The sequence below is a fragment of the Promicromonospora sp. NPDC050262 genome (assembly GCF_040655935.1).
GTDB lineage: Bacteria > Actinomycetota > Actinomycetes > Actinomycetales > Cellulomonadaceae > Promicromonospora.
Map to the genome: position 1 here is coordinate 77,835 of NZ_JBFAKX010000018.1, position 26,046 is coordinate 103,880.

Consider the following 26,046-nt stretch of genomic DNA (forward strand, 5'->3'; position numbering starts at 1 on the left):
GGGCCCGGGGAGGCGGATCTGCCGTCAGCAGCACTGCTCTGAGCAGCGAGGCTGTCGGCGCCCCGGCCCAGGCGGCCCCGTCCGGTCAGCGAGGCCCGGCGACGCGCAGGTCGATCCCGAACCGGACCGGGCTGCCGGCGGGGACCTCGCGAGCCACGTAGCGCAGCCACCAGGTGCCGTCGGTGGCGTCGGGCTCGACGGCGACCAGCTCGGCGGCCGTGTCCAGCGAGACCTCCAGGCCGGGCAGCGACCAGCGCTCGGTCGTCAGATCGGCGAAAGGGACGTCGCCGGCGGCGTCCTCGGGCCCCGTGCGTCCGGCGGCCGGGTCGACGTCCGGCACCCTGACGTGGAACGCGAACGCCAGGTCGCCGCCGTCGTGCCGGGAGCAGCTCAGCGCCAGCGACGGCCCCTCGGCCCGGGCGTCGACGGCCAGGTCGCTGACCAGCCGGATCCAGCCGACGTCGGCGCCGTCGTGCACCCCCACGTCCGCGCCGTCCCCGCTCCCGCCGTCGACCAGCCAGTGCACCGTCGCCGGGTGGAACTGGTCGGCCAGGTCGCCGCGCTCGCCCGCGACGTCCTCGGCCCCCACCAGCAGGCGCTCGCCGACCCACGACGTGGCGACCCGGAACGGGTCGCGCGCGATCACCTGGTCCACCTGCCGCTCGCCGCGGAACCCGGTCAGGTGCGCCAGGGCGTCGTCGGGCACCTCGGCACCCAGGACCGCGACCACGGGCCCGAGCGCGAGGTCCCACGCGTGCCGGAACGGCCGGTCCGTCTCCGGGAAGGGGGCCAGGTCGCGGCCGACCGCCAGCCAGATCCACAGCCCGACACCGGAGGCGTAGTGCCGCAGGTCCATGCCGTAGCTGCGGTCGTACGGGCCCGCGAGGTTGCGCAGCCCCGCGTGATAGTGCCGCGCGGTGTCCTGCCACAGGCCCGCCTCCATCTCGGCGCCCGCGGTCCGAAGCAGGGGCTGGTGCGCGTACCGGCGCCACAGCGCCAGCGCATACAGGTCGATGCCGTAGTACGTGGGCGAGTTGTACTCGTCGAACGTCCCGTCCACCCGGAACCGGGCCAGTACCTGCTCGGCGAGCCGCAGGGCCGGGGCCTCCCAGGCGGGTTCGCCCAGCCGGACGGCGGCGTCCTGCAGCAGGAACGCCGCCAGCAGCGCGATGTTCGTGTAGTGCGCGCCGACGCCGCGCGCGAGCGACCCCTCGACGGCGCGCCGCAGCGCGGCCTCCACCCGCGGGCCCAGGTCACCCGCCAGGGCCTCGGGGAACTCGTTGGCCACGATCACCAGGGTCGTGCCGATGAACTCCCGCCAGTTCGGGTCGTAGTCGCGCCACGCGACGGACTGCGCCGTCGGGCGCGCCTCGTGCGGGCTGCGGAGCCACGTGCCGTGGAACGGCATCCCCGGGGCGTCGAGCTGGTGGTCCAGCACGCGCCCCAGGGCGTGCCGGGCGCGGTCGGCATCGGCCTCCGCGTCGTGCCGGGCGGGCAGGTTCCGCACGAGCAGGCCTACGGCGTACCAGCCGGTCTCGCGCACCATGTGCCCCACAGGCGCGCCGCCCGCGCCGCCCGGCTCCTCGGGCGCGCGGAGCAGCCCGGCCTCCGGGTCCCACTGCCCTTCCATCCAGTCCAGGGAGCGCGCGGTCAGGTCACGGGCCTCGGGAGTGAGCCGGGCAGGTCGCATCGTCGCGGGTACCTCGTCCTCGTCGGTGAGCGGTCGGTGAGTGTTCGGGCCAGTGCTCGGGTCGGCGCTTGGTTCAGGCGGTCGGTCGGGCGGCGCCCACGCTCTCACACGTCCCGGTCAGGGGATCAGCCGGTCCACGATCTCCAGCGTGTCCTCCGTGAAGTGGCCGTCGTCGCGCACCACGAGCGTGCCGCCGAGCTTGTCGAACATCGCGCGGCCCTGCTCGGCGTCGCAGCCGAACTCGTCGGTCACGGAGTTGAGGAACACCAGGTCCCGGGCGTGCGCGCGGATCGCGTCCCAGTCGTAGGACTCCTGCAGCACCGGCTCCGGGCCGGGGTTCGGGTTGGTCGAGTAGCCGCCCACCAGCACCGCCTGAGCCACGGTCACGTCGAGGTGCTCCAGCAGCGCCAAGAGCAGGGCGGCCCCGCCGGAGTGCCCCACGAGCACGGTGTCCTCGTCGAACGTGTGCGCGGCCAGCACCGTGGGCAGGAACGTCGCGACCGGCTCGACGTTGGTGCCGGGGTGGTGCGGCGTCTCGACGTCGTACCCGCGCTGCCGCAGCCGGTCCGCGAGCCACGGGTACCAGATCCACGCCGGGTCGGCGTTGGTCCCGTGGAAGATGATCGCCCTGCGTCCCATCAGCTCTCCTTCGTCGCGGGAACGGACGGCGGCGTCCGTTCCGGCGTGGTGTCCGGCGTGGTCTCCGGCACGGACGCTACCGCTCGGCCCGGCCGCACGACCGGGTCCACGACGAGGTTGACCTGGTCGAGCACCGGCTCGAAGCCGATCGCCGCGTACACGCGGTTGGACACAGGGTTGCCCTTGTCGGTGTAGAGGCAGACCCGGTGGCCGTCGTCGAGCACGCGCTGCGCGACGTCGGCCACGAGCGCCCGGGCATAGCCGCGCCCCCGGTGCTCGCGCGGGGTGTAGACCGGTCCGATCCGCACCACGCCGAACGACGGCGGCCGGGCGCCGGTCAGCTGGACCACCTCGCCGCCGACGTCCCAGAGCCAGACGGCGCCCTCCTCGATCCGCTCCCGGGCGCCGCCGATCCGCAGCGGCTCCGCGTCCTCGTCGGGCGCTCGACCCGCCTGGGCGTCGGCCTCCGTGTGGAACACGTCGAACCACGCGGTGACCACGTCCAGGTCGGCGAGCGTGGCGAGCCGGGCGCGGCCCGACGGCGGCGGGGTGGGCCGGACGATCCGCGACGCCTCCCACAGCCGCTCCGGCCGGTCCGCGCGCACGGTGCCGCCCGTGGTCCGCCGCACCTCGTCGGTGAACGCGCGGACGGCGGTCACGGGGCCGTTCGCCGAGGTCAGCGGGGCATCGCCGGCGCGGGCGGTCCGGTCCAGGGCGGCGCGGGCGAGCAGCCGCGCGGCATCCTCGGGCAGGTCGGGCACCCAGACGGTGTGCGGCGGGTGCGGCATGGTGCGCATCGACACGCCGACGACGGCGTCGTGCTCCCGCACGGCCGCCCACCACATCGGGTGCTCCGGGGGCGGCCCGCCGGGGGTGAACGACCGGGCGGCCTGACGCGTCACCGACGCGACGACGCTCCAGACCACGGGCTGGGCGGCCAGCAGGTCGCCCGCGACGTCCAGGACGGTCGCCGGATCATCGAACAGCTCGACGCTGTAGGCGCTGGTCATCCGGGAATCCTGACACGCGGCCCGCCCCGGATCGAGCACATTCCGCCGCCCGGGCCGACCACCCCACGAGCTGCCGACCACACCAGCCGCCGCGGGTCAGCGGACCAGCCGGACCTCCAGCAGGTCCGTGTCCGGGTCCGTCGCCGTGACGCCGTCGGGCAGGAAGCCGGCCCGCTGCAGGAACTTGCGCGCCCGCGGGTTGGAGGCGAACGTCCAGACCTGGGCCGACGTGCCGGGCGGGAGGATGTTCTCCAGCAGCGCGTGGCCCACGTTGGTGCCGTGGAAGGCCGGGTCCACGTACAGCTCGTGCAGCTCGATCGGCTTGGCCGGCGGCTGCCCGAGGTGCGGGCCGGACGGGTTCTTCATCGCGAAGCCGACGATCTTGTCGCCCACCTCGGCGACGAGGGCCTTGTTGCCGGCGGCGAGGATCCGCATCCAGCCCTCGGTGCGGGTGCCGAGGGTCTCGGTCTTCCAGTGCTCGGGCGGCAGGAGGTCCTCGAACATGGCGCGCCGGGTGGTCCAGTGCACGGCGGCGATGCCGACGGCGTCGTCGGGGGTCGAGGCGCGGACGTGGAAGTCTGACATGGGGGGAACGGTAACCCGACTACCTGACCATCCGGACCTCGGCCAGGTCAGCGGTGCTCGTGTCGACCACCCGGGCACCCTCCATGGCAAAGCCGTTGCGCTCGTAGAAGCGGCGCGCCCGCGGGTTGTCCTCCGCGACCCAGAGCTGGGCGGGGGTCCCGGGCGGCACCACGGCGTCCAGCAGCGCCTGCCCGACGCCGGTCCCGTGGTACGCCGCCAGGACGTAGAGCAGGTAGAGCTGCCGGGCGCGCACGGGCAGCACGTCCTCCTGCTCGACGGCGTCGCCGGCCATCGCGATGCCGACCACCTCGCCGTCGGCATCGGCGACCACGGGTGCCGCGCCGTTCGACAGCCACCGCTCCCACGTCGTGATGCGGCGCTCGAGCGTGGCCGTGGCCCAGAACTCGGGCGGGAGGATCGCCCCGTAGGTCGTGACCCAGGTGGTGTGGTGCACCTGGGCGACCGCGGCGGCGTCGGACAGCGTGGCTGTGCGCAAGATCACGACGCGAAACATACTCCCGCGCCGGGGTGCCCGACGACACGCGGTCACCACCCGGCCGTTCCCCGACCGGAAACCGGGCCTGACCTGGGCGTCAGCCCTTGTGCAGGGTCCCCACAAGGCACTCCTCGATGCCGACAGCCGACAGGAGCCGCGACGGCACCGCCCCGAGCCAGCCGACGGCCTCGTACGCGGGCACGAGCCGCACGTCCTTGACCACGAAGTCGGCCCCGCCGCGCGTCAGTCGCACGTTGCCCGCGCTCATCGTGTTGCGGGCCCAGTCCGTGCCCGAACCCCACGGCAGCGGCAGCACCGCCAGGACCTCCTCCTCGGGCCGGGCCGCGAACGCGACCAGGGGAGTGCGGTACTCCACCCCGGACCGGCGGCCCACGTGGTGCAGCACCACCCACGGCGGGATGCGTCCGGCGACGCGGAGCACCCACGGGTTGAGAACCTTGCCTGCCTGGACGACGAACTCTGGTGCGGCCATGGCTCCCATCATGGAACAGGTCCGCGCATCCGTCAGCCCCAGGACGCCGCCCGATGCGTCAGCCGCGCTCGAAGGAGAGCACCGGCCGGCCCGTCCGGGGGTGGCGCAGCACGTCCACGCGGACGCCGTAGACCGGCTCCAGCACCTCCGGGACCAGCACCTCGCCGACGGGGCCCGCCGCGACCACGCGGCCGTGGTCGAGCACCACCAGGTGGTCGCAGGTCGCGGCGGCGAGGTTCAGGTCGTGCAGCGCGGCGACGACGGTCACGCCGTCCGCCGCGAGGTCGCGCAGCACCCGCATGGCGTGCAGCTGCGCGGAGATGTCCAGATGGTTGGTCGGCTCGTCGAGCAGCAGCAGGCGGGGCTGCTGCGCCAGGGCGCGGGCCATGTGCACCCGCTGGCGCTCGCCGCCCGACAGCGTGCCGACCTCGCGGTCCGCGAGCTCCTTGGCGCCCGCGGCGTCGAGGGCCGACCGTGCGGCCGCACGGTCCGCGTCGGAGTCGCCCGCCAGCAGCGAGCGGTGGGGGATGCGGCCCAGCAGCACGGCGTCCAGCACGGTCAGCGGCAGGTCGGTCGTCGCGTCCTGCTCCACGAGGGCGAGCACGCGGGCGCGCTCGCGCCGGGGCAGCGCGGCCAGGTCGGCGCCGTCGAACGTGGTGGCCGGTCCGGCCTCGTCCCGGGTCGCGGACGACGGCGCCCGCCCCGCCTGCTGCACCCCGGCCAGCACCCGCAGCAGGGTCGACTTGCCGGACCCGTTCGGGCCGAGCAGCCCGGTGACGGCGCCCGCCGGGGCGACCACCCCGACGTCGTCCAGGATCGCCCGCGACGAGATCTCCCAGAACACCCGCTCGGCCGCAAGCCCCGACCGTCGGGTGTCGGGTATGTGGTGGTCGGAGGCGCTGGAGACCCACAGCTGTCCGGCACTCACCGCTGGTTTCCCTTCCACAGGAGGAACGCGAAGACCGGGGCGCCGATCGCCGCGGTGACGATGCCGACCGGCAGCTCGCGCGGCTCGAACACCGTGCGGGCCAGCGTGTCGGCCCAGACCAGGAACGACGCCCCGGCCAGCGCGGACAGGGGCAGCAGCAGGCGGTGCCGCGCGCCCGTGAACAGCCGCACCGCGTGCGGCAGGACGAGCCCGACGAACCCGATGGACCCGCTCTGCGACACGAGGGCCCCGGTCAGCAGCGCCACGCCGATCAGCAGGATCCACCGGGCCCGGTTCACGGGCACGCCCAGGGCGGCGGCCGCGGTGTCGCCGAACGTGAACGCGTCCAGCACGGACCCGGTCAGCGCGAGCAGCGTGCCGAGCACCAGGACGGCGCCGCCGGCGATCGCCACCGACGTCCAGGTCGCGGACGCGACCGAGCCCATCAGCCACGACAGCACCTCGCGGAACGCGTCGCCCTTGGCCGACCAGAAGATCACGAACGACACGGCCGCCGCGCAGAGCTGGCTGATCGCCAGCCCCGCCAGCACCGTGCGTGTCGGTGTGATCGTGCCGAGCGCACCGGCCAGCGTGAGCGCCAGGGCGAGCGCGCCGACCGCCCCGGCGAACGCCGCGACCGGGAGCAGCAGCGGGACGCCCGCGAGCAGCACCAGGACGGCGCCCAGGGACGCGCCCGAGGAGAGCCCGAGCAGGTACGGGTCGGCAAGGGGGTTGCGCGTGAGCGACTGCATCACCGCGCCGCAGACCGCCAGGCCCGCGCCGACGGCCGCCGCGGTGAGGATGCGGGGCATCCGCAGCTGCCACACCATGCCGTCGCGCAGCGCGGAGAGCGGCTCCAGCCCGAGCGGCCCGCCGAGCCCGAGATGCGTGGCGAGCGACCGGCCCACCTCGGACAGGGCCAGGTCCGCCGGCCCGATCGTCACCGCCACGCCGATGCTCAGCACGAGGACGAGCGCCGCGACGGGCAGCGCCAGCCAGCCTGCGGACCGCGAGGAGACGCCCGGCACGCCCGGCCGGGCGCTCGGCGCGCTCGACCGGCCGGTCACGCCCGGCACGGAACCGCTCACCGGTCGAGATCCGCCAGCTGGTCCACCACCGAGGCGACGGCGTCGACGTTCCGCACGCCGGCCTCGGTCGCCGGGAAGGGCAGCACGACGTACCGCTCCTCCTTGACCGCCGACATCTCGCGGGTGGCGGGGTTCGACTCCAGCGCCTCGATCTTGGCGTCCGCCGGGTTCCACGCGGCGTCGACCAGCACGATCACGTCGGGGTCGGCCTCGACCACGTTCTCCCAGCCGAGCGACGTCCACGTGTCGTGGACGTCGGCCGCGACGTTGGTCAGTCCGGCGGCCTCCATGATCATCTGGGGTGCGCCGATGCCCGCGCCGACGTACGGGGTGTCGTCGCCCGAGGACCACCACAGCGCCGTCAGGCCGCGGCCGTCGGGCTCGATCGCGTCCAGCGCCGCCCGCTGCTCCTCGACGAGCGCGGCCGCGGCGTCGCCGGCGTCGAACAGGGAGCCGACCTCCTCGATCTCCGCGAACACCGTGTCGAACGTGAGCGGGTCCGGCATGTACCCGTCCTCCTTGCAGGCGGCGGGGGAGACGTACGTGGCGACGCCGAGCCTGGCGAGGGTCTCGCGGTCGCCCGCGGTCTCCGCCGTCAGGTTGGACTCCCAGCCGGCGTAGACCAGGTCGGGTTCCAGCTCCAGGGTGGCCTCGGAGCCGGGGGCCTCGTCGGCGAACGGCTCGTCCACGGCGGGGACGGTCTCCAGCGAGTCCGGCACCGGCCCGTCGAGGAACGCCGAGCCGACGATCCGGTCGCCGAGGCCGAGCGCCAGCAGCATCTCCGTGGTCGACGACTTGATGGTCACCACCCGCTCGGGCGGCGCGGTGACCTCGGTCTCGAACCCGCAGTTGTCGAGCGTGACCGGAAACCCGGCCGACGCCGGGGACGCGCCCTCGGCGTCCGCCGCGCCGGACGTGGTGGTCGAGCAGGCGGCGAGGGCGAGGGCCGCCGCGGCGGCGGCGAGGGCGGGCAGGGCGACGGTCCGTGCGGACGGGCGGGACGCACGAGGCGCACGGGCAGGGCGGGGGTTCACGCGATGGCTCCAAGGGTCGACGAACAGCCCACGGCCAGGAAGCCATGGGTGAGCAGCGACGCGCCATCTCGCGTCCGGGCGGGGAAGCGGCTCACGACGAGAGCCGCATCGGCGGGCCAAAGCGTGGCCCGCGACCCGGCCGCCACATTACACCGGCCGATCTGCGCGTTCCGGGCGCTTTCGCTCTCGGCGTCGAACCGCCGTCGGGCGCCCCACCTGGCCCGACGGCGTCCGCACCGCGGACGGACACGGACCCGGCCGACGGCGAGCGGCCGCCGACGTTAGGGTGCGGCCATGAGCGACAGCACTGCCCCGCAGACCGGTTCCGAGACCAAGCCGACCCGACGTGCCCTGGTGACCGGTGCGTCGTCGGGCATCGGGGCCGCGACCGCCCGCCGGCTGCGCGCCGACGGGTGGGACGTCGTGGCCGCGGCCCGGCGCGCGGACCGCCTCGAGGCGCTCGCGGCGGAGACCGGCTGCGAGGTCTACGCCGTCGACCTGACCGACGCCGCCGCCGTCGCCGCGCTCGCGGAGCACCTCGCCGCGACCGGCGGGCTCGACGCCGTCGTGAACAACGCGGGCGGCGCGCTCGGGCTGGACCGCGTGGAGGCCGCCGACATCGACGGCTGGCGGCAGATGTACGAGATCAACGTGCTGGGCACGCTGCGCGTGACCAAGGCGGTGCTGCCCCTCCTGCGCGAGGCGGGCGCCGCGAAGGGCGTGGCCGACGTCGTGAACGTGACCTCGACCGCCGCCCAGGGCGCCTACGAGGGCGGCGCCGGGTACACGGGCGCCAAGCACGCCGAGCACATGCTGTCCCAGACGCTGCGCTGGGAGATCGCGGGCGAGCCGGTGCGCGTCATCGAGGTGGCCCCCGGCGCCGTGGCGACCGAGGAGTTCTCGCTGGTCCGGTTCGGCGGCGACGCCGCGAAGGCCGCCGCCGTCTACGAGGGCTACACGCCGCTGGTGGCCGACGACATCGCCGACACGATCGCCTGGACCCTGTCCCGCCCCGACCACGTCAACATCGACCTGGTCACGGTGCGGCCCCGGGCGCAGGCGCACAACTCGAAGATCGTGCGCAACACCGGGATCTGAACGCCGCCGCCGCGTCCCCTGGCCGGCGCGGGCAAGTCCTTACGGGATCGTCATGATCCGCGTCAGGGCTCGGTCCCCACAGGAACCCGTGCCAGGCTGAGCTCATGACTCAGGCAACCGAGAGCCCGGCCGCCGCGCAGGCCGACCGCAGCCCGGGAGACACGGGCTGGGCCGCGCTGGCGGGCGTGCTCGCCGGGGGTGCGGGGCTCGCCGTCGCTGAGCTCGTCGCCGCCGTCGTCGCACCCGGCGCGAGCACGCTCTTCGCGGGCGGCGCCGCCGTGGTCGACGCGGTGCCCGGATGGCTCAAGGACTTCGCCGTGCAGTGGTTCGGCACCAACGACAAGGCGGTCCTGCTCGGGACGATGGGCGTGGTCCTCGCCGTGGGCGCGGCGCTCGCGGGCTGGCTGGAGCTGCGCCGGCCGCCGTTCGGCGCGCTGCTGATGGGCGCCGTCGGCGTGGTCGGGGCCATGGTCGCGGTGCTGCGCCCGGACGCGACGCCGCTGTGGGCGCTGCCCAGCATCGTCGGGCTCGGTGCGGCGGTGCTCCTGCTGCGCGCGGCCGTGGCGCGGCTGCGACCGGTGCCGTCCCGGCGCGCGGCGTCGGGCAGCGGGGGCTCGGGCAGCGCTGCGCCGGACGGCGGGGTGGACCGCCGCGGCTTCCTGACCGTCTCCGGCATCACCGTGGGCGTGGCCGCGCTGGCGCTGGTGGGTTCGCGCGTGCTCTCGGCGGGTTCGACGGCGGTGAGCGCCGTCCGCGACAAGCTGCGCCTGCCCACGGCCCGCACGACGGCGCCCCCGGTGCCCGCAGGGGCTGACCTGAAGCTCGACGGCCTCACCCCGTACGTCACGCCGAACCCGGACTTCTACCGCATCGACACGGCGCTGATCGTGCCGCAGGTCAACCCCGAGGACTGGTCGCTGGAGGTCCACGGCCTGGTGGAGGAGCCGTTCACGATCACCTGGGACGAGCTCCTCGCGCTCCCGCTGGAGGAGCACCACGTGACGCTGGCCTGCGTGAGCAACACCGTGGGCGGCGACCTCATCGGCAACGCGCTCTGGCTCGGCTACCCGATCCGCGCGCTGCTGGAGCGCGCCAAGCCGCGGGCGGGCGCCGACATGGTGCTCTCCCGGAGCACCGACGGCTTCACCGCCGGCACGCCGCTGGAGGTGCTGCAGGACCCCGACCGCGACAGCCTGCTCGCGATCGGCATGAACGGCGAGCCGCTGCCCGTGGAGCACGGCTTCCCCGCGCGGCTCGTGGTGCCCGGCCTGTACGGGTACGTGTCGGCCACCAAGTGGGTCACGTCGCTGGAGGTCACCACCTTCGACGCCGACCAGGGCTACTGGACGCCGCGCGGCTGGTCCGCGCTGGGACCGATCAAGATCGAGTCGCGCATCGACGTGCCGCGCGGTTCCGCGCCCGCCGGCGCGGTGACCGTGGCCGGCGTCGCCTGGGCGCAGCACACGGGCATCGGCAAGGTGGAGGTCCGGGCCGACGACGGCGACTGGGTCACCGCCGAGCTCGCCGAGACGGTGGGTCCCGACACGTGGCGCCAGTGGCACGCGTCGATCGACCTGGCCGCGGGCAACCACACGCTGGCGGTGCGCGCCACGGACGCCGACGGCCTGGTCCAGACGGAGGCCGAGGCGCCGCCCGCCCCCGACGGCGCGACGGGCTGGCACACGGTGACGGTGTCGGTGGGCTGACCGTCAGCAGAACGGCGCCGACGCCGACGACGTCGCCGCCACGAGCAGCCCGTGGAGCTGGTCGCGCTGCTCCGGCCGGAGGGTCTCGAAGACCTCGTCCTCGACGGCCGCGAGCGCGGCCTCCGCCTGGCAGAGCAGCGTCACGCCGTCGTCGGTCAGGGAGACCACGTGCCGGCGCCGGTCCTGCGGCGAACGCCGCCGCTCGACCAGGTGCTTGCCCTCCAGCTCGTTGAGCAGCCCCACGATGTTCGTGCTGTCCAGCACGAGCGCGGCGGCCAGGTCCTGCTGCGTGATCTCGGCCCGGTCGCGGAGCACCGTCAGGGCCACGAGGTGGCGGGTGCGCAGGCCGAGGGGCGCGAGCGCGGACTCGCTGCGCCGGCGCAGGTGGCGGGCCAGGTAGTCGATGAGCGCGCCCGATCGGCGTACCGACTGCGCCAGTACCGGCGGCTCCTCCACGGCATCTCCTTCGTCGTCGCGACCCCGCAACTCTACGGGAGCACGGGGTCGCGACGTGGGGAATTACGCCGTGAGCGGGCGCTCAGGCGGTGGCGACCGCGGGCGCCCACAGGTCGTCGATGGCGGCCTCGGCCTGCCGGCGGCTCTCCTCGGCCAGCGGCACCAGCCCGGCCATCGCGGGGTTGGTCCCCGCGAGCGTCAGCTCGGTGGTGATGAAGCGCGGCTCCAGCCCCACCATCGCCACACCGTGCGGCAGCCACGCCGTCGCGTGGTCCCAGCCCTGCCGCGGGGCGCCCTCGCCGTACCCGCCGCCACGGGAGACCACCACGACGAAGTCGCGCCCGCCGAGCAGGCCCTTCCCGGTCTCGGGGTCGATGGACAGCCCGGGCGCCATGAGGTGGTCCACCCAGGACTTCACCGTGCTCGGCGCCCCGTAGTTGTAGATCGGCAGGCCGAGCAGCACCGTGTCGGCGGCGGCGACCTCGCCCACGAGCTCCGAGATGCGGGCCCACGACTCGGCCTGCTCGGGGGTGTGCTGGTCGGCCGGCAGGCCGCGGCTGACGTTGGCGGCGGCGTCGAAGTGCGGCACCGGGTGGGCGCCGAGGTCGCGGTAGGTCACCGTGCCGTCCGGGTGCGCGGCGTGCCAGGCGCTCGCGGCCCGTGCGGTGAGCTGCCTGCTGACCGAGTTGTCGCCCTGGATGCTTGCGTCGATGTGCAGCAGTGTTGCCATGGTCGGGTTCCTCCTGGAGGGGTCGTGTCCGGCCGATGCGGCCTCCAGGATCAATCATTCGTGAACCACATAGTATTTCCGAAGAACATGTGATCTGGATCACTCCGTGGCGCCTCGGGTGCGGTCGCCGATGACTTCCGGTGGCCCGCGCCGTCGACCAGGAGAACGATGAGGTGCGAGCGCTGGTCTTGACCTCAACCTTCGTTGAGGTACTGGAGTTGTCCCATGAGTCACGAACCGCAGTCCGCCGCCGACGTCGCCCCGCGCCTTCGGCTGGCCGACCCGACCGTGCGAACCTTCGCCCAGCTGCTGGTGAACGTGCTGCTCGTGGGCGTCATCAACTACACGGTGTGGTTCGCCGTCACGTTCTTCGTGTTCCTGGAGACCCGGTCGGTCTTCGCGACGGGCGTCATCGCCGGCCTGTTCCTCGTCGCGATGGTCGGCACCGGCGTGTGGTTCGGCAGTCTGGTGGACCACCACCGCAAGAAGCTGGTGATGCAGGCCTCGGCCCTGGTGTCGTTCGCGTTCTACGCGGTCTGCCTGGCCATGTACCTGCTCACGCCGGCCGAGGAGTGGACCGACCCGGGCAGTGTCCGCCTCTGGGTGCTGATCGTGCTCCTCATGTGCGGGGTGATCGCGGGCAACCTGCGCTCCATCGCGCTCCCGACGGTGGTCACGGCCCTCTTCGACGACAGCCTCCGGGACCGCGCGAACGGTCTGGTCGGCACGGTCCTGGGCATCTCGTTCCTCGTCACGTCGGTGATCAGCGGCCTGCTCGTGGCGCTCGACGGCATGCGGACGTGCCTGGTCCTCGCCCTCGGCGTGCTCGTGGTCGCACTCGTGCACCTGCACTTCGTCAAGGTTCCCGAGTCGCTGTCGCACGCCGCGGCGGAGGGCGAGCCCCGGAGGGTCGACCTGCGGGGCACGATGCGGGTGGTCGGCCGCATCCCCGGGATGTGGGCGCTGATCGCGTTCACCGCGCTGAACAACCTGCTGGGCGGTGCGTTCATGGCGCTCATGGACGCGTACGGGCTGTCGATGATGTCCGTGCAGGCGTGGGGCCTGGTCTGGGGTGCGCTGAGCGCCCTGATGATCGTGGCCGGCCTGCTCATCGCCCGCACGGGCCTCGGGTCCAACCCGGTGCGCACCATCCTGCTGGTCAACCTGGGCCTGTGGGCCGTCACCGTCGTCTTCCCGATGCAGGCCTCGGTGGTCTGGCTCGTGGCCGGGCTGGCGGTCTACATGATGGCCATGCCGTACGTCGAGGCCTCCGAGCAGACGGTGCTGCAGAAGGTCGTGCCGTACGAGCGGCAGGGCCGGGTGTTCGGGTTCGCGCAGTCGGTGGAGCAGGCCGCCTCGCCGCTCACGGCGTTCCTGATCAGCCCGCTCACCCAGTTCTTCTTCATCCCGTTCATGCGCGACGGTGGCACGGGTGCCCGCTGGATCGGCGACTGGTTCGGCACGGGCGACGCCCGGGGGATCGCGCTCGTGTTCGTGCTCGTCGCGGTGCTCGGCCTCGCCCTGACGGGCTACGCGCTGTCGAGCAAGTACTACCGCCTCCTGAGCCGCCGCTACCGCGAGGCGCCGCCCGCCACCGCAGTTGACGCCGATCCCGCCACGCCGCGCGCCATCTAGCCGTTGACCACAGCAGTTCCTGCCAAGTCGTCGACCACAGCAGTTGCTGCCAGGAACGGCGACCGGCTGGCAGGAACCGCTGTGGTCAACGGGGGCGGGAGGGGGCCGTGGGGGCGCCACGTCTCGCGGGTCAGGATCTCGGCGACCCGGTCGACGATGTCGCCCGTGGTCAGGTGGGTCGGGAAGAAGCGCAGGATGATGTTCCGGCCCTCGCCGAGCAGCCCGTTCTGGCGCACCACGTCATGCTCCACCTGCCGGTCCGTGCCGTGGAACTCCTGCGAGTCGATCTCCACGATCAGCCAGCGACCGCCGCCCAGGTACCAGACCATGTCGGCCCTGCCGAGAAACCGGCCCGCGGCGTCGAAGAGGTCCCGTTGCAGGTCGTCGGGCGCGATCCCGGCGTCGTGCAGCCGCAGGCGGGCGTGGCTCTCGGGCGGTGACTCGGCGCGGCCGTCCGCGAGGGCGAGCCAGGGGATCACCTTGAGCGAGTTCCGTCGGCGTCGGAGCCGACGGCGGATCGTCACCAGCTGCGTCGGCTCGATCAGGCCCCGGTGCAGGGCGCTGTCGAGGCTCGCCACGGCGTCGTCCCTGCTCAGGGTAGGCAGTGCCTGGACCAAGGCGAGCTCCGGCTCGACCACCTCGCGACCGTGGATCCGGACCGTCTCGGCCCGGGTCACGTACTGCCGCAGGGTGGTCCCGTCGCGTGCCCTGCCTGCCGCGCCGCGCGGCAGCGCCGACTCGGGGACGAGGTGTCGGGGCAGCCCCTGGACCCCGTGCAGCATGAGGGCGCAGGCGCCGACGGCGATCGCTCGCCGGTTGGCCAGGAGCGTCGACCAGACCGCGCGTAACCGGGCGATGTCGTAAGGGTGCAGGTCAGCCAGCACGGTGCCGGTGTCGAAGACGCCGCGGGCCACCCGGCGCCAAGCGCCCCCGGCGACGAGATTCCGTCGCCGCGACGGCCCGACGCCGGCGGCCTCGCACTGCTCGGCGGACACGAGCCCGCCCTGCCGCCGCGCGAGCTCGAGAAGCTGCGTCGGGACGGCTTCCTTGGAGGGCACCCCACGATTACACCTGATGATGCCGATTGCTCACTGTTGCTATCCACAAGCTCCGGTGTTGACCACAGCAGTTGCTGCCAGATTTGCCCTCCCTCTGGCAGCAACTGCTGTGGTCAACACCGGGTGGTTGAGGGTGGGGTCAGTCGAGCGACAGGGTCGGGAGGAATGACCCGACGAAAGCCTCGGCCGTCTCGTGGGGGAGGTTCAGCGTGATGACGTAGGCGCCCTCGCCGGTGGCCGGCTCGAGGACCAGCATCGTCGGGCCCTTCTGATCGTCGGGGACCTCGGTGCCGGCGGGCAGGCCATAGACCTCGGCGGCTACGTCGAACGCCTCGGCGCGCTCTGCCCCCGGCAGGTCGAACGGCTCGCCGCCGGTCCGGTCGGCGATGCCCGGCCACGCCGGGGTCGAGGAGCCCTCGTCGTAGTAGGCCATCCGGAGGAACGGCGGGGCGTCGGGGTCCACGCTGCTGTGCCACATGTCCGAGGTCACGCCGGGCTCGTCCACGACCGGGCCGCTGGTCACGATCTCGGGCGGCAGGGCGTAGGTCAGGCCCGCCAGCTCGTGCGTGTGCCAATCGGCCGGCACGTCCGCCGCCGACCCCAGCGCGTCCTTCGCCGCGTCCCGGACCTCCTCCTCCGAGACGCTGGACGACGGGTCCGCCGACGCCGACGCCGACGGCGCCGCGCCCGGCAGCAGCACGCCGGCCGTCGTCGGGCCGCCGAGGGCGAACGCGGCGCCCGCGAAGGCCGCCACCGCCGTCACCCCGCCACCGGTCACGAGGACCGCCCGGCGGGTGCGCGTGCGGCGCACGGCGACGCGGGCCATGTCGTGCGGGTTCCCCGGGGTCGGCGGCGTGACACCGCCGCTCACCTCGCGCACGTGCGCCAGCCAGCCGTCGTCGGCCGGCTCGGGGGTGTGGTCGTTGCTGGTCATGCGTCCTGTCCTTCCGAGAGCAGTGCGCGCAGGCGGGCGAGGCCGCGTGCGCCCTGGGACTTCACGTTGCCGACGCTGACGCCGAGCTCCTCGGCGACGTCGGCCTCCGACCGGTCGAGCAGGTGCCGGAGCACCACGACCCGCCGCTGGCCCGGCCCGAGCTGCCGGAGCGCCCGCACGAGGCGCTCCCGCTCCGCGACCTGGGCGCCGCCGTCGCCGACGGCGTCCTGCCGGGCCTCCTGCGCGACGGCCACGTTCTCCGGCGGCTGGAGCACCTCGCGGCGGGTGCGCCGCCACCCGTCGATGCGGGCGGTGGCCAGCACCTTCCGGGCGTAGGCGAACGGGTTGCCGTCGATCCGGGACCAGCGGCGGTAGGTGCGCTCCAAGGCGATCTGGGTGAGGTCGTGCGCGCGGTGGTCGTCACCGCACAGCAGGTAGGCGATGCGGTGCAGCGCCGCGGTGTGCTCGACGGCGAAGAGCCGGAACTGCTCCTCGGCGGACGCGCCGGTGCGGACCACCGAGAATCCGGACGTGGCGTCCGGGCTCGCCACCGGCTCGGCCGGCCGGGACGTGCGGACCGGCGGACCGGTCGCTTCGCTGATTGTGCTCATGCCCCCTGGACGTGTCCCGGGTCCGATCAGGTTGCACGCGGGATCTTTCCGGTTGCCGGGGTTCGGTACGATTGCCCCACAGGCATCGACCCGGCCATCACCGGTGAGCCTCCGGAAGAACAGGTCACCCACCGCCGTCAGGCAGCGGGGAACCCCAGTAGAACCGGACGGGTAGGCCCGTCACAGCCGTCAACGAGCGGCCGGCCGCGCCAGCGGACGGCAAGCGGGGTGGTACCGCGGCGCACCCAGGTGCGGCGTCCTCGCAGCAGAGCACCACAGAAGTCCACCTGCTGCCGAACCGAGTACCCGCCAGGAGCCAGAAGAATCATGGCCTATCCGCTGCACCGTCCCAGCGACGCCGAGGGCGCCGTCCCCGCATCACCGAGCCTGCCGGACCTCGAGCGCGACATCCTCGCGTACTGGGAGCAGGACGACACCTTCCGCGCGTCGGTCGACGCCCGCCCGGCCGGCGAGAACGGCAGCAACGAGTTCGTCTTCTACGACGGCCCGCCGTTCGCCAACGGCCTGCCGCACTACGGCCACCTGCTGACCGGCTACGCGAAGGACGTCGTGCCGCGCTACCGCACGATGCGCGGGCAGCGCGTCGAGCGCCGCTTCGGCTGGGACACGCACGGTCTGCCGGCGGAGCTGGAGGCCATGAGCCAGCTCGGTATCAAGACCAAGGAAGAGATCGTCGAGCTGGGCATCGACAAGTTCAACGAGGCCTGCCGCTCCAGCGTGCTCAAGTACACCGACGAGTGGCGCACGTACGTGACGCGCCAGGCGCGCTGGGTGGACTTCGAGAACGACTACAAGACCCTGAACCCGACGTTCATGGAGAGCGTCATCTGGGCCTTCAAGTCGCTGTTCGACAAGGGCCTGATCTACGAGGGCTTCCGCGTGCTGCCCTACTGCTGGAACGACCAGACGCCGCTGAGCAACCACGAGCTGCGCATGGACGACGACGTCTATCAGCAGCGGCAGGACCCGGCCGTCACGGTCGGCTTCCGCGTGACCGAGGTGCCGTCCGCCGCGGACGCGCTGCGCGTGGACGACCACCTGCTCATCTGGACCACGACGCCGTGGACCCTGCCGTCCAACCTGCTGGTCATGGTGGGGCCGGACGTCGACTACGCGATCGTCGAGTCGTCGTTCACCGGTACGCCGCAGCGGTACGTGCTGGCCGACGCGCGCGTGGCGGCGTACGCCCGGGAGCTCACGGACGAAGGTGCCGAGGAGCCGACCGTCGTCGGGCGCCTCAAGGGGAGCGACCTGCTGGGCGCGGCCTACGCGCCGCCGTTCGCCTACTTCGAGGGCCACCCGGGTGCGCACCGCGTGGTCGAGGCCGACTTCGTCACCACGACCGACGGCACCGGCCTGGTGCACAACGCCGGCGCGTTCGGTGAGGAGGACAAGCAGGTCAGCGACCGCGAGGGCGTGGAGCCGGTGATCCCCGTCGGTGCCGACGGCGCGTTCATCTACCCGGTCGAGGAGTACGCGGGCCTGCAGGTCTTCGCGGCGAACGCCCCGATCATCGACCACCTCAAGGCGCGCACGCGTGGCGCGGGCGACGACGAGGCCGGGCGGACGACGCCGGGCACCGTGCTGCTGCGCCGCGAGCAGTACGCGCACTCCTACCCGCACTGCTGGCGCTGCCGCAACCCGCTGATCTACATGGGCGTGTCCTCGTGGTTCGTCGAGGTGACGAAGTTCAAGGACCGCATGGGCGAGCTGAACCAGGAGATCACCTGGGTGCCCGACCACATCAAGGACGGCCAGTTCGGCAAGTGGCTGGAGAACGCCCGCGACTGGTCGATCACGCGCAACCGGTTCTGGGGCTCGCCCGTGCCGGTCTGGAAGTCGGACAACCCGGCGTACCCGCGGATCGACGTCTACGGGTCGTTCGAGGACCTGGAGAAGGACTTCGGGCGGCTGCCGCTGGACCAGGACGGCCAGCCGAACCTGCACCGGCCGTTCGTCGACGACCTGACCCGGCCCAACCCGGACGACCCGACGGGGCAGTCCACGATGCGCCGCGTCGAGGACGTGCTGGACGTCTGGTTCGACTCCGGCTCCATGCCGTACGGCCAGGTGCACTACCCGTTCGAGAACGCGGACTGGTTCGAGCACCACTTCCCTGGCGACTTCATCGTGGAGTACATCGGCCAGACACGCGGCTGGTTCTACATGATGCACGTGCTGTCCACGGCGCTGTTCGACCGGCCCGCGTTCAAGACGGCGGTCTCGCACGGCATCGTGCTGGGCTCCGACGGCCGCAAGATGAGCAAGTCGCTGAAGAACTACCCGGACGTCAACGAGGTCTTCGACCGCGACGGCTCCGACGCGATGCGTTGGTTCCTCATGGCCTCGCCGATCCTGCGCGGCGGCAACCTCATCGTCACGGAGGACGGCATCCGCGACGCCGTCCGCCAGGTGCTGCTGCCGCTGTGGAGCACGTACTACTTCTTCACGCTGTACGCCAACGCCGCGCGGGGCGGCGCGGGCTACTCCGCCCAGCCGCTGACGCCGGAGCGCGTGGCCGGCCTGCCCGTCATGGACCGCTACCTGCTCGCGCGCACACGTGGCCTGCTCGCCGACGTGACCGAGCAGCTCGACGCGTACGACATCGCGGGTGCCTGCGACTCGGTGCGCCAGTACCTGGACGCGCTGACCAACTGGTACGTGCGCACGCAGCGCGACCGGTTCTGGGCCGAGGACGCCGACGCGTTCGACACCCTGTCGACGGCGCTCGAGGTGCTGTGCCGGGTCATGGCGCCGCTCGCGCCGCTGCTCACGGAGGAGGTCTGGCGCGGCCTGACCGGCGAGCGTTCCGTGCACCTGACGGACTGGCCGTCGCTGGCGCCCGGCTCGCGCGAGGGCGAGGTCCTGGTGGCCGACGACGCGCTCGTCGCCGCCGTCGAGTCCGCGCGGGCCGTGGTGTCGCAGACGCTGGCGCTGCGCAAGGCGAACAAGCTGCGCGTGCGGCAGCCGCTGCGGTCGCTCGTCGTCGCCGTCGCGGACCCGGACGGCGTCGCGCCGTTCACCGGGCTGCTGGAGACGGAGCTGAACGTCAAGGAGGTGCGCCTCGTCGCGTTCTCGCCCGAGGTCGCGGCGTCGTTCGGCGTCACCGAGCGGCTCGCGGTCAACGCGCGCGCGGCCGGGCCGCGCCTGGGCCGGGGCGTGCAGGCCGTGATCAAGGCGGCGAAGTCCGGGGCCTGGTCCGTGTCCGGTTCGGGCGCCGTGGTGGTCGCGACGGCGGACGGCGACGTCGAGCTGCTCGAGAGCGAGTACGAGCTGACGACCGTCGTCGCCGGCGACACCGCCGGGGCCGACGCAGCCGAGCCCACCACGGCGGCGAGCGTGCTTGTCGGCGGCGGGTTCGTGGTGCTCGACCTCGAGCTCGACGACGCGCTGCTGGCGGAGGGTTACGCCCGCGACGTGGTGCGGGACGTGCAGGACGCGCGCAAGGCCGCGGGCCTGCAGGTCGCCGACCGCATCACGCTGGGCCTCACGGTCCCCGCCGAGTGGGTCGCCGCCGTCGAGGCGCACCGCGACCTGGTCTCCCGCGAGACGCTGGCGGAGTCGCTCACCGTGAGCGCCGGGCCGGAGCGCGCGGTGGCGGTCGCCAAGGCCTGATCCCGCTCGTCTGACGCCGCCCGCGGACCGCGGGCGGCGTCAGCTGTCGATGCGGGCGTCCCACTTGTCGAGGATGTCCACCAAGGGGATGCCGTAGACGTACGAGAAGCACTGCGTGGTCACCGAGGTGCTGCCGCAGCTGCGGCGGTTGGAGCCGCCGTCGATCATGCCGCGGGCGTACGCCTTGCCGTCGATGACGGCGTACATCGGCCCGCCGCTGTCGCCGCCGCCCACGACCACGCCGCCGTCGTCCCGGCTGGCCCGGAAGCCGTGGCAGGTCTTCTTGCCGCAGCTCCACGCGACGTCGACGGCGCGGACCTCGGCCCCGCAGTGCTCACCCGTGACAGCCCCCGAGGAGCAGATGTTCTGGCCCACGGCGGGCTGCTGCACCCCGACGACGGGGAACCTGTAGCGCGCGTTGACGCTCGACGCGTTCCAGGGCCCGCCGAACACCGAGCCCGACGTCTCGGGCTCGCCGACCGGGTCGATGAGCTCGGCGTCGATCTCGAGGGCGCGGTTGGTGACCTTGCCCAGCTGCTGGCCCTCGCCGTCGCGCACCAGGGAGCCGATCCCCGCGTTGCAGTGCGCCGCGCTGACGATCTTGTGGTTGCCGGCGGCGGTGACGATCGAGAAGCCGGTGGTGCAGTAGTCGGAGCCGCTGCTGGTGGCCATCGCGCTGCCGGCGCTCCACGGCGCGGCGTCGTTGCGGCGGCTGACGGCGGTGGGCTGGACGCCGTCGTCGACGAGCTCGACCCGGACGGGGACGCCGGCGGCGGCGGCCAGGTTCTCGGCCAGGCCGGCCGTCCGGGCGGCGGCCGAGTCCCGGCTGACCTCGACGACCAGACCGGCGTAGTCACCGGCCGGCATCGCCGCGACCACGGCGTCCGGGCCGTGCGCCGCCCGCTGGCTGTCCAGCAGCCGGGTGCTCGCGCCGTGCAGGTCCGCCTCGCTCAGCTCGGCCCGCGCGACGTCGACGGTCACCCCCGCGGGGACCTGCTCCTCCAGCGCGCCGACCGACGTCGGCACGTCGCCCTTCCACGAGACGGTCACCCGCGCGGCGTCGTAGTCGACCGCGACACCGGCATAGCCGGGAGTGCCGGCCAGCGCCGTGGCGGCGTGCGCGGTGTGGTCCACGGCGGACTCGAGGGCGACGCGCTCCAGGGCGGCCTGCTCCGCTCCCTGGCCGAGACCGCCGGCCGTCGCCGGAACCGAGACCACCGCCGACGCGGCGAGCGCCGCTGCCGCGACCCCGACGACGATCGTGCGGTGCACCGTGCTCTTTCGTCCCATGCTGTGGTTCCCCCTCGACGAACCTTGCGCATCACGTCCGACGCCGCGATGTCATCGTTCTCGACAGGGTGAAATGCCGCAACACAGGCGTGTGGTTCGCCCGGTGCGATCGCCGGGCTGACCTGCGTTCAGCAGGCGGCACGCGACCGTCTCGCAGGCCCAGGCGGTCCTGGACGTCCTGCTGAACGCAGGTCAGCCGGTCAGCTGCTCCGCGGGGTGTCGAACGCGGTGTCCGTCTCGACGTCCAGAGCGTCCAGCACGAGACCCATGTACGACTGCGTGCCGATCAGCAGGCATCCACCTGCTCCCGTGCGGGCGGTCTCCAGCCCCTGCCTGATGGCTGTGTGCGCGTCCAGCACCTCGCCGTGCAGGTCCTCGGCCCGAGAGAACTTCAGGTAGTCGTCGGCCCGGGCCGGGATCACGCGGTCGAACCCGCGCAGCTCGGCGAAACAGGCCTCGACGTCCTTCGTGTCGGGGAAGCTGGCGACCGCGGTGTCCAGCCGACCATGCCAGGCGAGGTAGTCCGCGACGGCGGCGGCGACGCCCTCGGGCGAGATGGCGCCGTCGGCCATGACCTGCACCCCGTCGAGCACGTGCCGGCTCATCCGTCCTGGAACACGAACGCTCGCGAGGGCGGCGCCCGCCGTCGCGTCGTCCACCGGCCAGCCCAGAGCGGCAGCCATGGCGCGCGCCGCAGCCTCCCCGAGGGCAGCGTTCAGCCGGGTGATCGGCGGCAGCCCGGCGGAGGACGTCAGCGAGTCCGCCGTCACCGTCACGAGCGAGGTGCCGAATCTCGCGGCGGTCTCCTCCACGATCGCCGTCACCTCGGCGTCCTGCGCGACCGTCACGATCGTCCGGGTCGCGGGGCCCACGACGCCGAGCAGGTCACGCGCCACGTCGCCCAGCGTGGGGCCGAGCAGATCGCCGTGCTCGTAGAACACCCTGGTCACCGCGACCACGTGCGGATCGAACAGGCTCACCTCGTCGGACCGTCCGCCCAGCCCCTCTTCCAGCACGAGCACGTCGGAGCCCCGCTCTGCGGCCCAGGCCGCGCCCGCGATCGTGAACGCCCCGGTAGGCGACAGGTACCCGTCGTGGGTCGACGGGACCGAGTCCCGGGCGCGGGCCAGTGCCTGCGCGAGATCCTCGTAGTCCTCGGGCGAGATGGCCCGGCCGTCGACCCGCATGCGCTCCCGGTTGGTCCGCAGGCCTGGCGAGGAGACCAGACCCACGTGGGCCAGGCGATCTCCCGCGACCGCGGCGGACAACGTCGCGGCGGCATGTACCGCCGTCGTGCCCTTGCCCTTGGACCCCACCACCGTGAGCACGGGCGGCGTGCCGTCCCACGTGCCCAGCGCCGCGCCGACGGCCCGCGCGCGGTCCAGCGACCGGCGCACTCCGGGTTCCTTGTCCCTCCACTCCTCGAAGAAAGGGCCGTCTCCGGGAAGGTGCTGGGCGGTCACTCGCCTACCCTCTCATCGCCGCGACCCACCGCGGGACCGGTCGGCTCGGCCATCTCCTCCACCCAGCCCTCGTCGACCCGCGCGCGGCTCCGGGGCTCCGGTATCCGCAACCGTGCCAACGCGAACACCGACATCAGAGCCGTTCCGAGGCCCAGGGTGGGCCAGTGGGGATCGGGCAGCGCGGCACCGGCCAGCACGAGGCTCGCCAGGGGGACCACCAGAGAGTTGAGGTTCTGCACCAGCACCGGCCGCATGCGCCGACGCACGGTGACCACGGTGGCCACCGGGGCACCGAGCTGCTCCCGCAGACGGGTCGACAGGCGCATCGTCACGTGCGGTGACATTCCGTCAGGCAGGTCCGGCCACAGTCGGTTGACGCGCTGCACCCTCCTGATCGATGCCGACTGTGCCCCGGCGACCGGCGGATCATGGTCGGTGACCGCGAGGGCGACCGCCTCGCGACCGCCCCACCGGACGAGCACCTGCTGACCCGATGCGATGCCGATGCGATCGAACACCGCCGGGTGCAGGGCGACGATCGACGCACCGTCGTCGCCCGCGTGGGCCTGAACGACTCGGGCGGAGAACTCGGGAGCGCGGAACAGGGCCCGCCACAGGCATTCCAGGGTCCGGTCGACCGCGTCACGGATCCGCCGCAGCCGTCCGGCGGGCAGGTCCTGGGTGATCACCTCCGGCGCGGCTGCGACCAGGAGGACGTCTCGGTCCGTGGCGTCGCCGTCCGACGCCGTGAGGAGACGGAGCTGGTACGCGAGCCTGACTGTGCCCGGCTGCACGTGCTCGCGCGCGACGGCGCGCACCCAGGCGGTGACTCCTCGCTGCGTCAGCAGGTAGATGCCGGGGCGGACGTCCGACCGGTTGACCTGTACCTCGTCGACGCCGGGCATGTCGTCGACCAGTGCCGCGACCGTTCGGAGCGGTGTCACCGGTGGGACCCGTACGGAGACCGACGAGGCGCCGCCCAGTGCGGCTCCCAGTCGGCGGCTCACACCGAGCTGACCGGGGGAGAGGTCTCGTGCCTCCGCGGGCACACCGTCCGCCGCCGCGCTCCACGCCCACGCGGCCGTGACGCGGTCGCCGGCCGTGACCGTGACGGGGAGCGGACCGTCGGTTCCGCGCAAGAGGTCGGGATGCACGACGGCGGTTGGCAGCCCGGACGCGATACGGACAGGCACCGGTGCCAGACCCGAGCTCACGGGGAGGACCGGACGTTCGATCGCGCCCACCAGGGCATCGACGAGACGAGCGAGTGACCGCGGCTCACCGGACGGCGGGCGCAGGTGGGCCCCGATCTCCACCTGGACCGACGCGATGCCCCGTGCCTGGGCGAAGGAGGTGACCGTGGTCGGCCGCATGGCGTCGAAGATCTCGTTGGTCGTGACACGAAGGCTGCTGCTGATGAGAGCGGCGACCATGTCGGCGGGCGCCAGGCCGGTGCCGGTCCCGAGGTCGACCTCCGACGCCGGACGGCTCCGCATGCCGTGCAGGTCGATGACGACTGTCGGCCGCAGCTCGGCCAGCCGCGCCTTGAGCGGATGCTCCTCGTCGAAGTTCGCGTCACCGGCCGTGCTCAGCGCCACCAGGGCCGTGCAGCCCGTCAGCTGGGCGAGCAGGAGGGCGAGGCCGCCCGTACCCCGGTCGGCCACCTTCGTCGCGCCGTCACGCTCGTGGTTCGTCGCGTGCGGTGCGGTGACCACGACGTCCGGTCGGGTCGTCCCCGCGATCTCCAGCAGTCCCGGTGTCGGTTCCGACACACTGTCCGAGATCGACGAGGGCCAGGGCGGCACCCCGCCCTCGTACCGGTCCTGGCTGAAGATCTGCTCGAAACCGAGCCAACGGGCCGTGAGGTCGTCGTCCGCCATCGATCCATGCTGCCCGTCCGACACCTGCTGAGCCCCCGCACGAGATCGGCAACGTTGTTCCCGGAACCCTATCCTCGTCACGTGGACGAAGCCTTTGAAGCAGTACGCCGCGAGATCGCGGCACGAGCCCCTGAATTCGACATCGACCCCACCATGGCCCGCGTCGAGCGGGTCCTGGAGCTGCTCGGCGACCCGCACCGCGCCTACCGGACCGTCCACATCACGGGGACCAACGGCAAGTCCTCCACGGCCCGCATGGTCGAGCGCCTCGTGCGCGAGCACGGGCTGCGCACCGGCCGGTTCACGTCCCCGCACCTCACCAGCGTCACCGAGCGCATCGCCGTGGACGGCGAGCCGCTCACGCCCGAGCGGTTCGTCGAGGTGTTCGAGGACGTCGCGCCCTACATCGGCGTCGCCGACCGCGAGTCCCAGGAGAAGGGCGGGCCGCGCCTGAGCTTCTTCGAGGTGCTCACCGTCATGGCCTTCGCCGCGTTCGCCGACGCGCCCGTCGACGTCGCGATCATCGAGGTCGGCATGGGCGGCACCTGGGACTCCACGAACGTGGTCGACGGCGAGGTCGCCGTCATCACGCCCGTCGCGATGGACCACGAGCGGTGGCTCGGCTCCACGATCGAGGAGATCGCCACCGAGAAGTCGGGCATCATCAAGAAGGACGCCGTCGCCGTCATCGCGGAGCAGCCCGACGCCGCTCTCGAGCCCATCCTGGCGCGCGCCCGGACCGTCAACGCCCACCTGATCCGCGAGGGCATCGACCTCGCCGTCGCCGACCGGCGCATCGCCGTCGGCGGCCAGCTCGTCGACCTGCGCACCCCCGCCGGTGTCTACACCGAGATCTTCCTGCCCCTGCACGGGGCGCACCAGGCCCACAACGCCCTGCTGGCGCTCGCGGCCACGGAGGCGCTGCTCAGCGGTGGTCGGGCGCTCGGCGCGGAGGTCGTCGAGGCGGCGTTCGCCGACGTCGACGCGCCGGGTCGCCTCGAGCTGGTGCGCTCCAGCCCCACGGTGCTGGTCGACGTCGCGCACAACCCCGCCGGCGCCGAGGCCCTGGTGGAGGCGCTCGGGGAGTCGTTCAACCTGGAGCGGGTCGTGGCCGTCGTCGCGGTCATGGCGGACAAGGACTCGGAGGGTTTCCTGTCCGTCCTGGAGCCGACGATCGCTGAGATCGTGGTCACCCGGAACTCCTCGGACCGGTCCGCCGAGCCGGAGGACCTCGCCGAGGTGGCCCGTGAGGTCTTCGGCGAGGACCGCGTGCACGTGGCCGACCGGCTCGACGAGGCGCTCCAGGTCGCGGCCGACCTGGCGGAGGCCGACGAGAGGGCGGGCGCCGCCGCCGGCACGGGCGTGCTCGTGACCGGTTCCGTGGTCACCGTCGCGGACGCCCGCATGCTGGTCGGCCGCGTCTGAGCACGCGGCGGCCGCGCCTCGGCACGGACGCCGGCCGCGTCCGAGAACCGGTGCCGGGGGGGGGGGGCAACCCGCGGGGCAACACCCCCCGGCCCCCCGGGCCCGTTCGACACCGGGGCGCGGGGGGGTAAAAGTAAACCCACGGGCGGGGTGGCGGGGCC

Annotated in this window: 22 protein-coding genes; 5 read left to right on the plus strand and 17 right to left on the minus strand. The window is 73.3% G+C overall.

Annotation, left to right across the window (positions count from 1 at the left end):
• Nucleotides 1-85: 85 nt before the first annotated feature.
• The 9 genes from AB0I29_RS22670 to AB0I29_RS22710 form a co-directional block, all read right to left on the minus strand.
• Nucleotides 86-1,690 carry a hypothetical protein gene (locus AB0I29_RS22670; RefSeq protein WP_357486022.1) on the minus strand — a complete coding sequence of 535 codons (1,605 nt, stop codon included), beginning with the start codon at nucleotides 1,688-1,690 and terminating at the stop codon, nucleotides 86-88.
• 117 nt (nucleotides 1,691-1,807) lie between these two features.
• Entirely contained in the window at nucleotides 1,808-2,329 is a 522-nt protein-coding gene (locus AB0I29_RS22675; RefSeq protein ID WP_285105185.1) for an alpha/beta fold hydrolase, read from the minus strand.
• Nucleotides 2,329-3,339 carry a GNAT family N-acetyltransferase gene (locus AB0I29_RS22680; RefSeq protein ID WP_357486024.1) on the minus strand — a complete coding sequence of 337 codons (1,011 nt, stop codon included), beginning with the start codon at nucleotides 3,337-3,339 and terminating at the stop codon, nucleotides 2,329-2,331. The genes AB0I29_RS22675 and AB0I29_RS22680 overlap by 1 nt, the downstream gene beginning before the upstream one ends.
• A 96-nt stretch (nucleotides 3,340-3,435) precedes the next feature.
• Nucleotides 3,436-3,924, minus strand: a complete 489-nt coding sequence (locus tag AB0I29_RS22685; protein WP_285105181.1) for a GNAT family N-acetyltransferase — start codon at nucleotides 3,922-3,924, stop codon at nucleotides 3,436-3,438.
• Nucleotides 3,925-3,943: 19 nt separating this feature from the next.
• Nucleotides 3,944-4,426: a GNAT family N-acetyltransferase gene (locus AB0I29_RS22690; RefSeq protein ID WP_285105179.1), complete on the minus strand. Its 483-nt coding sequence runs from the start codon at nucleotides 4,424-4,426 to the stop codon at nucleotides 3,944-3,946.
• A 91-nt stretch (nucleotides 4,427-4,517) separates the two neighbouring features.
• A complete protein-coding gene (locus tag AB0I29_RS22695; RefSeq protein WP_285105177.1) occupies nucleotides 4,518-4,913 on the minus strand; it encodes a nitroreductase family deazaflavin-dependent oxidoreductase in 396 nt (131 codons plus the stop codon).
• 58 nt (nucleotides 4,914-4,971) lie between these two features.
• Nucleotides 4,972-5,757: an ATP-binding cassette domain-containing protein gene (locus AB0I29_RS22700; RefSeq protein WP_357486050.1), complete on the minus strand. Its 786-nt coding sequence runs from the start codon at nucleotides 5,755-5,757 to the stop codon at nucleotides 4,972-4,974.
• Between the two features lie 80 nt (nucleotides 5,758-5,837).
• Nucleotides 5,838-6,869, minus strand: coding sequence for a putative F420-0 ABC transporter permease subunit (locus tag AB0I29_RS22705; RefSeq protein WP_357486052.1), 1,032 nt, complete (start codon nucleotides 6,867-6,869; stop codon nucleotides 5,838-5,840).
• 56 nt (nucleotides 6,870-6,925) lie between these two features.
• Nucleotides 6,926-7,963, minus strand: coding sequence for a putative F420-0 ABC transporter substrate-binding protein (locus AB0I29_RS22710; protein WP_357486027.1), 1,038 nt, complete (start codon nucleotides 7,961-7,963; stop codon nucleotides 6,926-6,928).
• Nucleotides 7,964-8,257: 294 nt separating this feature from the next.
• On the opposite strand from AB0I29_RS22710, the gene AB0I29_RS22715 reads away from it, so the two are divergent.
• Together AB0I29_RS22715 and AB0I29_RS22720 are read left to right on the plus strand one after the other, a co-directional pair.
• Nucleotides 8,258-9,061, plus strand: a complete 804-nt coding sequence (locus AB0I29_RS22715) for an SDR family oxidoreductase (protein WP_357486029.1) — start codon at nucleotides 8,258-8,260, stop codon at nucleotides 9,059-9,061.
• Nucleotides 9,062-9,165: 104 nt separating this feature from the next.
• Nucleotides 9,166-10,767: a molybdopterin-dependent oxidoreductase gene (locus AB0I29_RS22720; RefSeq protein WP_285105172.1), complete on the plus strand. Its 1,602-nt coding sequence runs from the start codon at nucleotides 9,166-9,168 to the stop codon at nucleotides 10,765-10,767.
• Nucleotides 10,768-10,770: 3 nt separating this feature from the next.
• Here the strand turns inward: AB0I29_RS22720 and AB0I29_RS22725 are convergent, their stop codons facing one another.
• Together AB0I29_RS22725 and AB0I29_RS22730 are read right to left on the minus strand one after the other, a co-directional pair.
• On the minus strand, nucleotides 10,771-11,223 hold the full coding sequence (locus AB0I29_RS22725) for a MarR family winged helix-turn-helix transcriptional regulator (protein ID WP_285105170.1): 453 nt from the start codon (nucleotides 11,221-11,223) through the stop codon (nucleotides 10,771-10,773).
• 82 nt (nucleotides 11,224-11,305) lie between these two features.
• Nucleotides 11,306-11,953: an NAD(P)H-dependent oxidoreductase gene (locus AB0I29_RS22730; protein WP_357486032.1), complete on the minus strand. Its 648-nt coding sequence runs from the start codon at nucleotides 11,951-11,953 to the stop codon at nucleotides 11,306-11,308.
• A gap of 225 nt (nucleotides 11,954-12,178) precedes the next feature.
• On the opposite strand from AB0I29_RS22730, the gene AB0I29_RS22735 reads away from it, so the two are divergent.
• Nucleotides 12,179-13,588, plus strand: a complete 1,410-nt coding sequence (locus tag AB0I29_RS22735; RefSeq protein ID WP_357486034.1) for an MFS transporter — start codon at nucleotides 12,179-12,181, stop codon at nucleotides 13,586-13,588.
• Here AB0I29_RS22735 and AB0I29_RS22740 read toward each other — a convergent pair.
• The 3 genes from AB0I29_RS22740 to AB0I29_RS22750 form a co-directional block, all read right to left on the minus strand.
• Entirely contained in the window at nucleotides 13,585-14,646 is a 1,062-nt protein-coding gene (locus AB0I29_RS22740) for a type IV toxin-antitoxin system AbiEi family antitoxin domain-containing protein (RefSeq protein WP_357486036.1), read from the minus strand. The two genes, AB0I29_RS22735 and AB0I29_RS22740, sit on opposite strands and share 4 nt — an antisense overlap.
• A gap of 139 nt (nucleotides 14,647-14,785) precedes the next feature.
• Nucleotides 14,786-15,580, minus strand: coding sequence for a hypothetical protein (locus AB0I29_RS22745; protein ID WP_285105164.1), 795 nt, complete (start codon nucleotides 15,578-15,580; stop codon nucleotides 14,786-14,788).
• Nucleotides 15,577-16,191 carry a SigE family RNA polymerase sigma factor gene (locus AB0I29_RS22750; protein ID WP_285105163.1) on the minus strand — a complete coding sequence of 205 codons (615 nt, stop codon included), beginning with the start codon at nucleotides 16,189-16,191 and terminating at the stop codon, nucleotides 15,577-15,579. Before AB0I29_RS22750 ends, AB0I29_RS22745 begins: the two co-directional genes overlap by 4 nt.
• A gap of 327 nt (nucleotides 16,192-16,518) precedes the next feature.
• On the opposite strand from AB0I29_RS22750, the gene ileS reads away from it, so the two are divergent.
• On the plus strand, nucleotides 16,519-19,827 hold the full coding sequence (ileS, locus tag AB0I29_RS22755; protein WP_357486039.1) for an isoleucine--tRNA ligase: 3,309 nt from the start codon (nucleotides 16,519-16,521) through the stop codon (nucleotides 19,825-19,827).
• Between the two features lie 39 nt (nucleotides 19,828-19,866).
• On the opposite strand, the gene AB0I29_RS22760 is transcribed toward ileS, so the two are convergent.
• From AB0I29_RS22760 to AB0I29_RS22770, 3 genes are all read right to left on the minus strand, one after another.
• Entirely contained in the window at nucleotides 19,867-21,117 is a 1,251-nt protein-coding gene (locus AB0I29_RS22760) for a hypothetical protein (protein ID WP_357486041.1), read from the minus strand.
• Between the two features lie 200 nt (nucleotides 21,118-21,317).
• Nucleotides 21,318-22,514, minus strand: a complete 1,197-nt coding sequence (locus AB0I29_RS22765; protein ID WP_357486043.1) for a hypothetical protein — start codon at nucleotides 22,512-22,514, stop codon at nucleotides 21,318-21,320.
• Between the two features lie 62 nt (nucleotides 22,515-22,576).
• Nucleotides 22,577-24,460 carry a hypothetical protein gene (locus tag AB0I29_RS22770; RefSeq protein ID WP_357486045.1) on the minus strand — a complete coding sequence of 628 codons (1,884 nt, stop codon included), beginning with the start codon at nucleotides 24,458-24,460 and terminating at the stop codon, nucleotides 22,577-22,579.
• An 81-nt stretch (nucleotides 24,461-24,541) separates the two neighbouring features.
• On the opposite strand from AB0I29_RS22770, the gene AB0I29_RS22775 reads away from it, so the two are divergent.
• Nucleotides 24,542-25,885, plus strand: coding sequence for a folylpolyglutamate synthase/dihydrofolate synthase family protein (locus tag AB0I29_RS22775; protein ID WP_357486047.1), 1,344 nt, complete (start codon nucleotides 24,542-24,544; stop codon nucleotides 25,883-25,885).
• Nucleotides 25,886-26,046: the final 161 nt, after the last annotated feature.

Bases quoted from the DNA above. Each gene is read 5' to 3' on its own strand.
- AB0I29_RS22670 (WP_357486022.1), bottom strand. From the start codon at position 1,690: ATGCGACCTGCCCGGCTCACTCCCGAGGCCCGTGACCTGACCGCGCGC.
- AB0I29_RS22675 (WP_285105185.1), bottom strand. From the start codon at position 2,329: ATGGGACGCAGGGCGATCATCTTCCACGGGACCAACGCCGACCCGGCG.
- AB0I29_RS22680 (WP_357486024.1), bottom strand. From the start codon at position 3,339: ATGACCAGCGCCTACAGCGTCGAGCTGTTCGATGATCCGGCGACCGTC.
- AB0I29_RS22685 (WP_285105181.1), bottom strand. From the start codon at position 3,924: ATGTCAGACTTCCACGTCCGCGCCTCGACCCCCGACGACGCCGTCGGC.
- AB0I29_RS22695 (WP_285105177.1), bottom strand. From the start codon at position 4,913: ATGGCCGCACCAGAGTTCGTCGTCCAGGCAGGCAAGGTTCTCAACCCG.
- AB0I29_RS22715 (WP_357486029.1), top strand. From the start codon at position 8,258: ATGAGCGACAGCACTGCCCCGCAGACCGGTTCCGAGACCAAGCCGACC.
- AB0I29_RS22720 (WP_285105172.1), top strand. From the start codon at position 9,166: ATGACTCAGGCAACCGAGAGCCCGGCCGCCGCGCAGGCCGACCGCAGC.
- AB0I29_RS22730 (WP_357486032.1), bottom strand. From the start codon at position 11,953: ATGGCAACACTGCTGCACATCGACGCAAGCATCCAGGGCGACAACTCG.
- AB0I29_RS22735 (WP_357486034.1), top strand. From the start codon at position 12,179: ATGAGTCACGAACCGCAGTCCGCCGCCGACGTCGCCCCGCGCCTTCGG.
- AB0I29_RS22745 (WP_285105164.1), bottom strand. From the start codon at position 15,580: ATGACCAGCAACGACCACACCCCCGAGCCGGCCGACGACGGCTGGCTG.
- AB0I29_RS22750 (WP_285105163.1), bottom strand. From the start codon at position 16,191: ATGAGCACAATCAGCGAAGCGACCGGTCCGCCGGTCCGCACGTCCCGG.
- ileS (WP_357486039.1), top strand. From the start codon at position 16,519: ATGGCCTATCCGCTGCACCGTCCCAGCGACGCCGAGGGCGCCGTCCCC.
- AB0I29_RS22760 (WP_357486041.1), bottom strand. From the start codon at position 21,117: ATGGGACGAAAGAGCACGGTGCACCGCACGATCGTCGTCGGGGTCGCG.
- AB0I29_RS22770 (WP_357486045.1), bottom strand. From the start codon at position 24,460: ATGGCGGACGACGACCTCACGGCCCGTTGGCTCGGTTTCGAGCAGATC.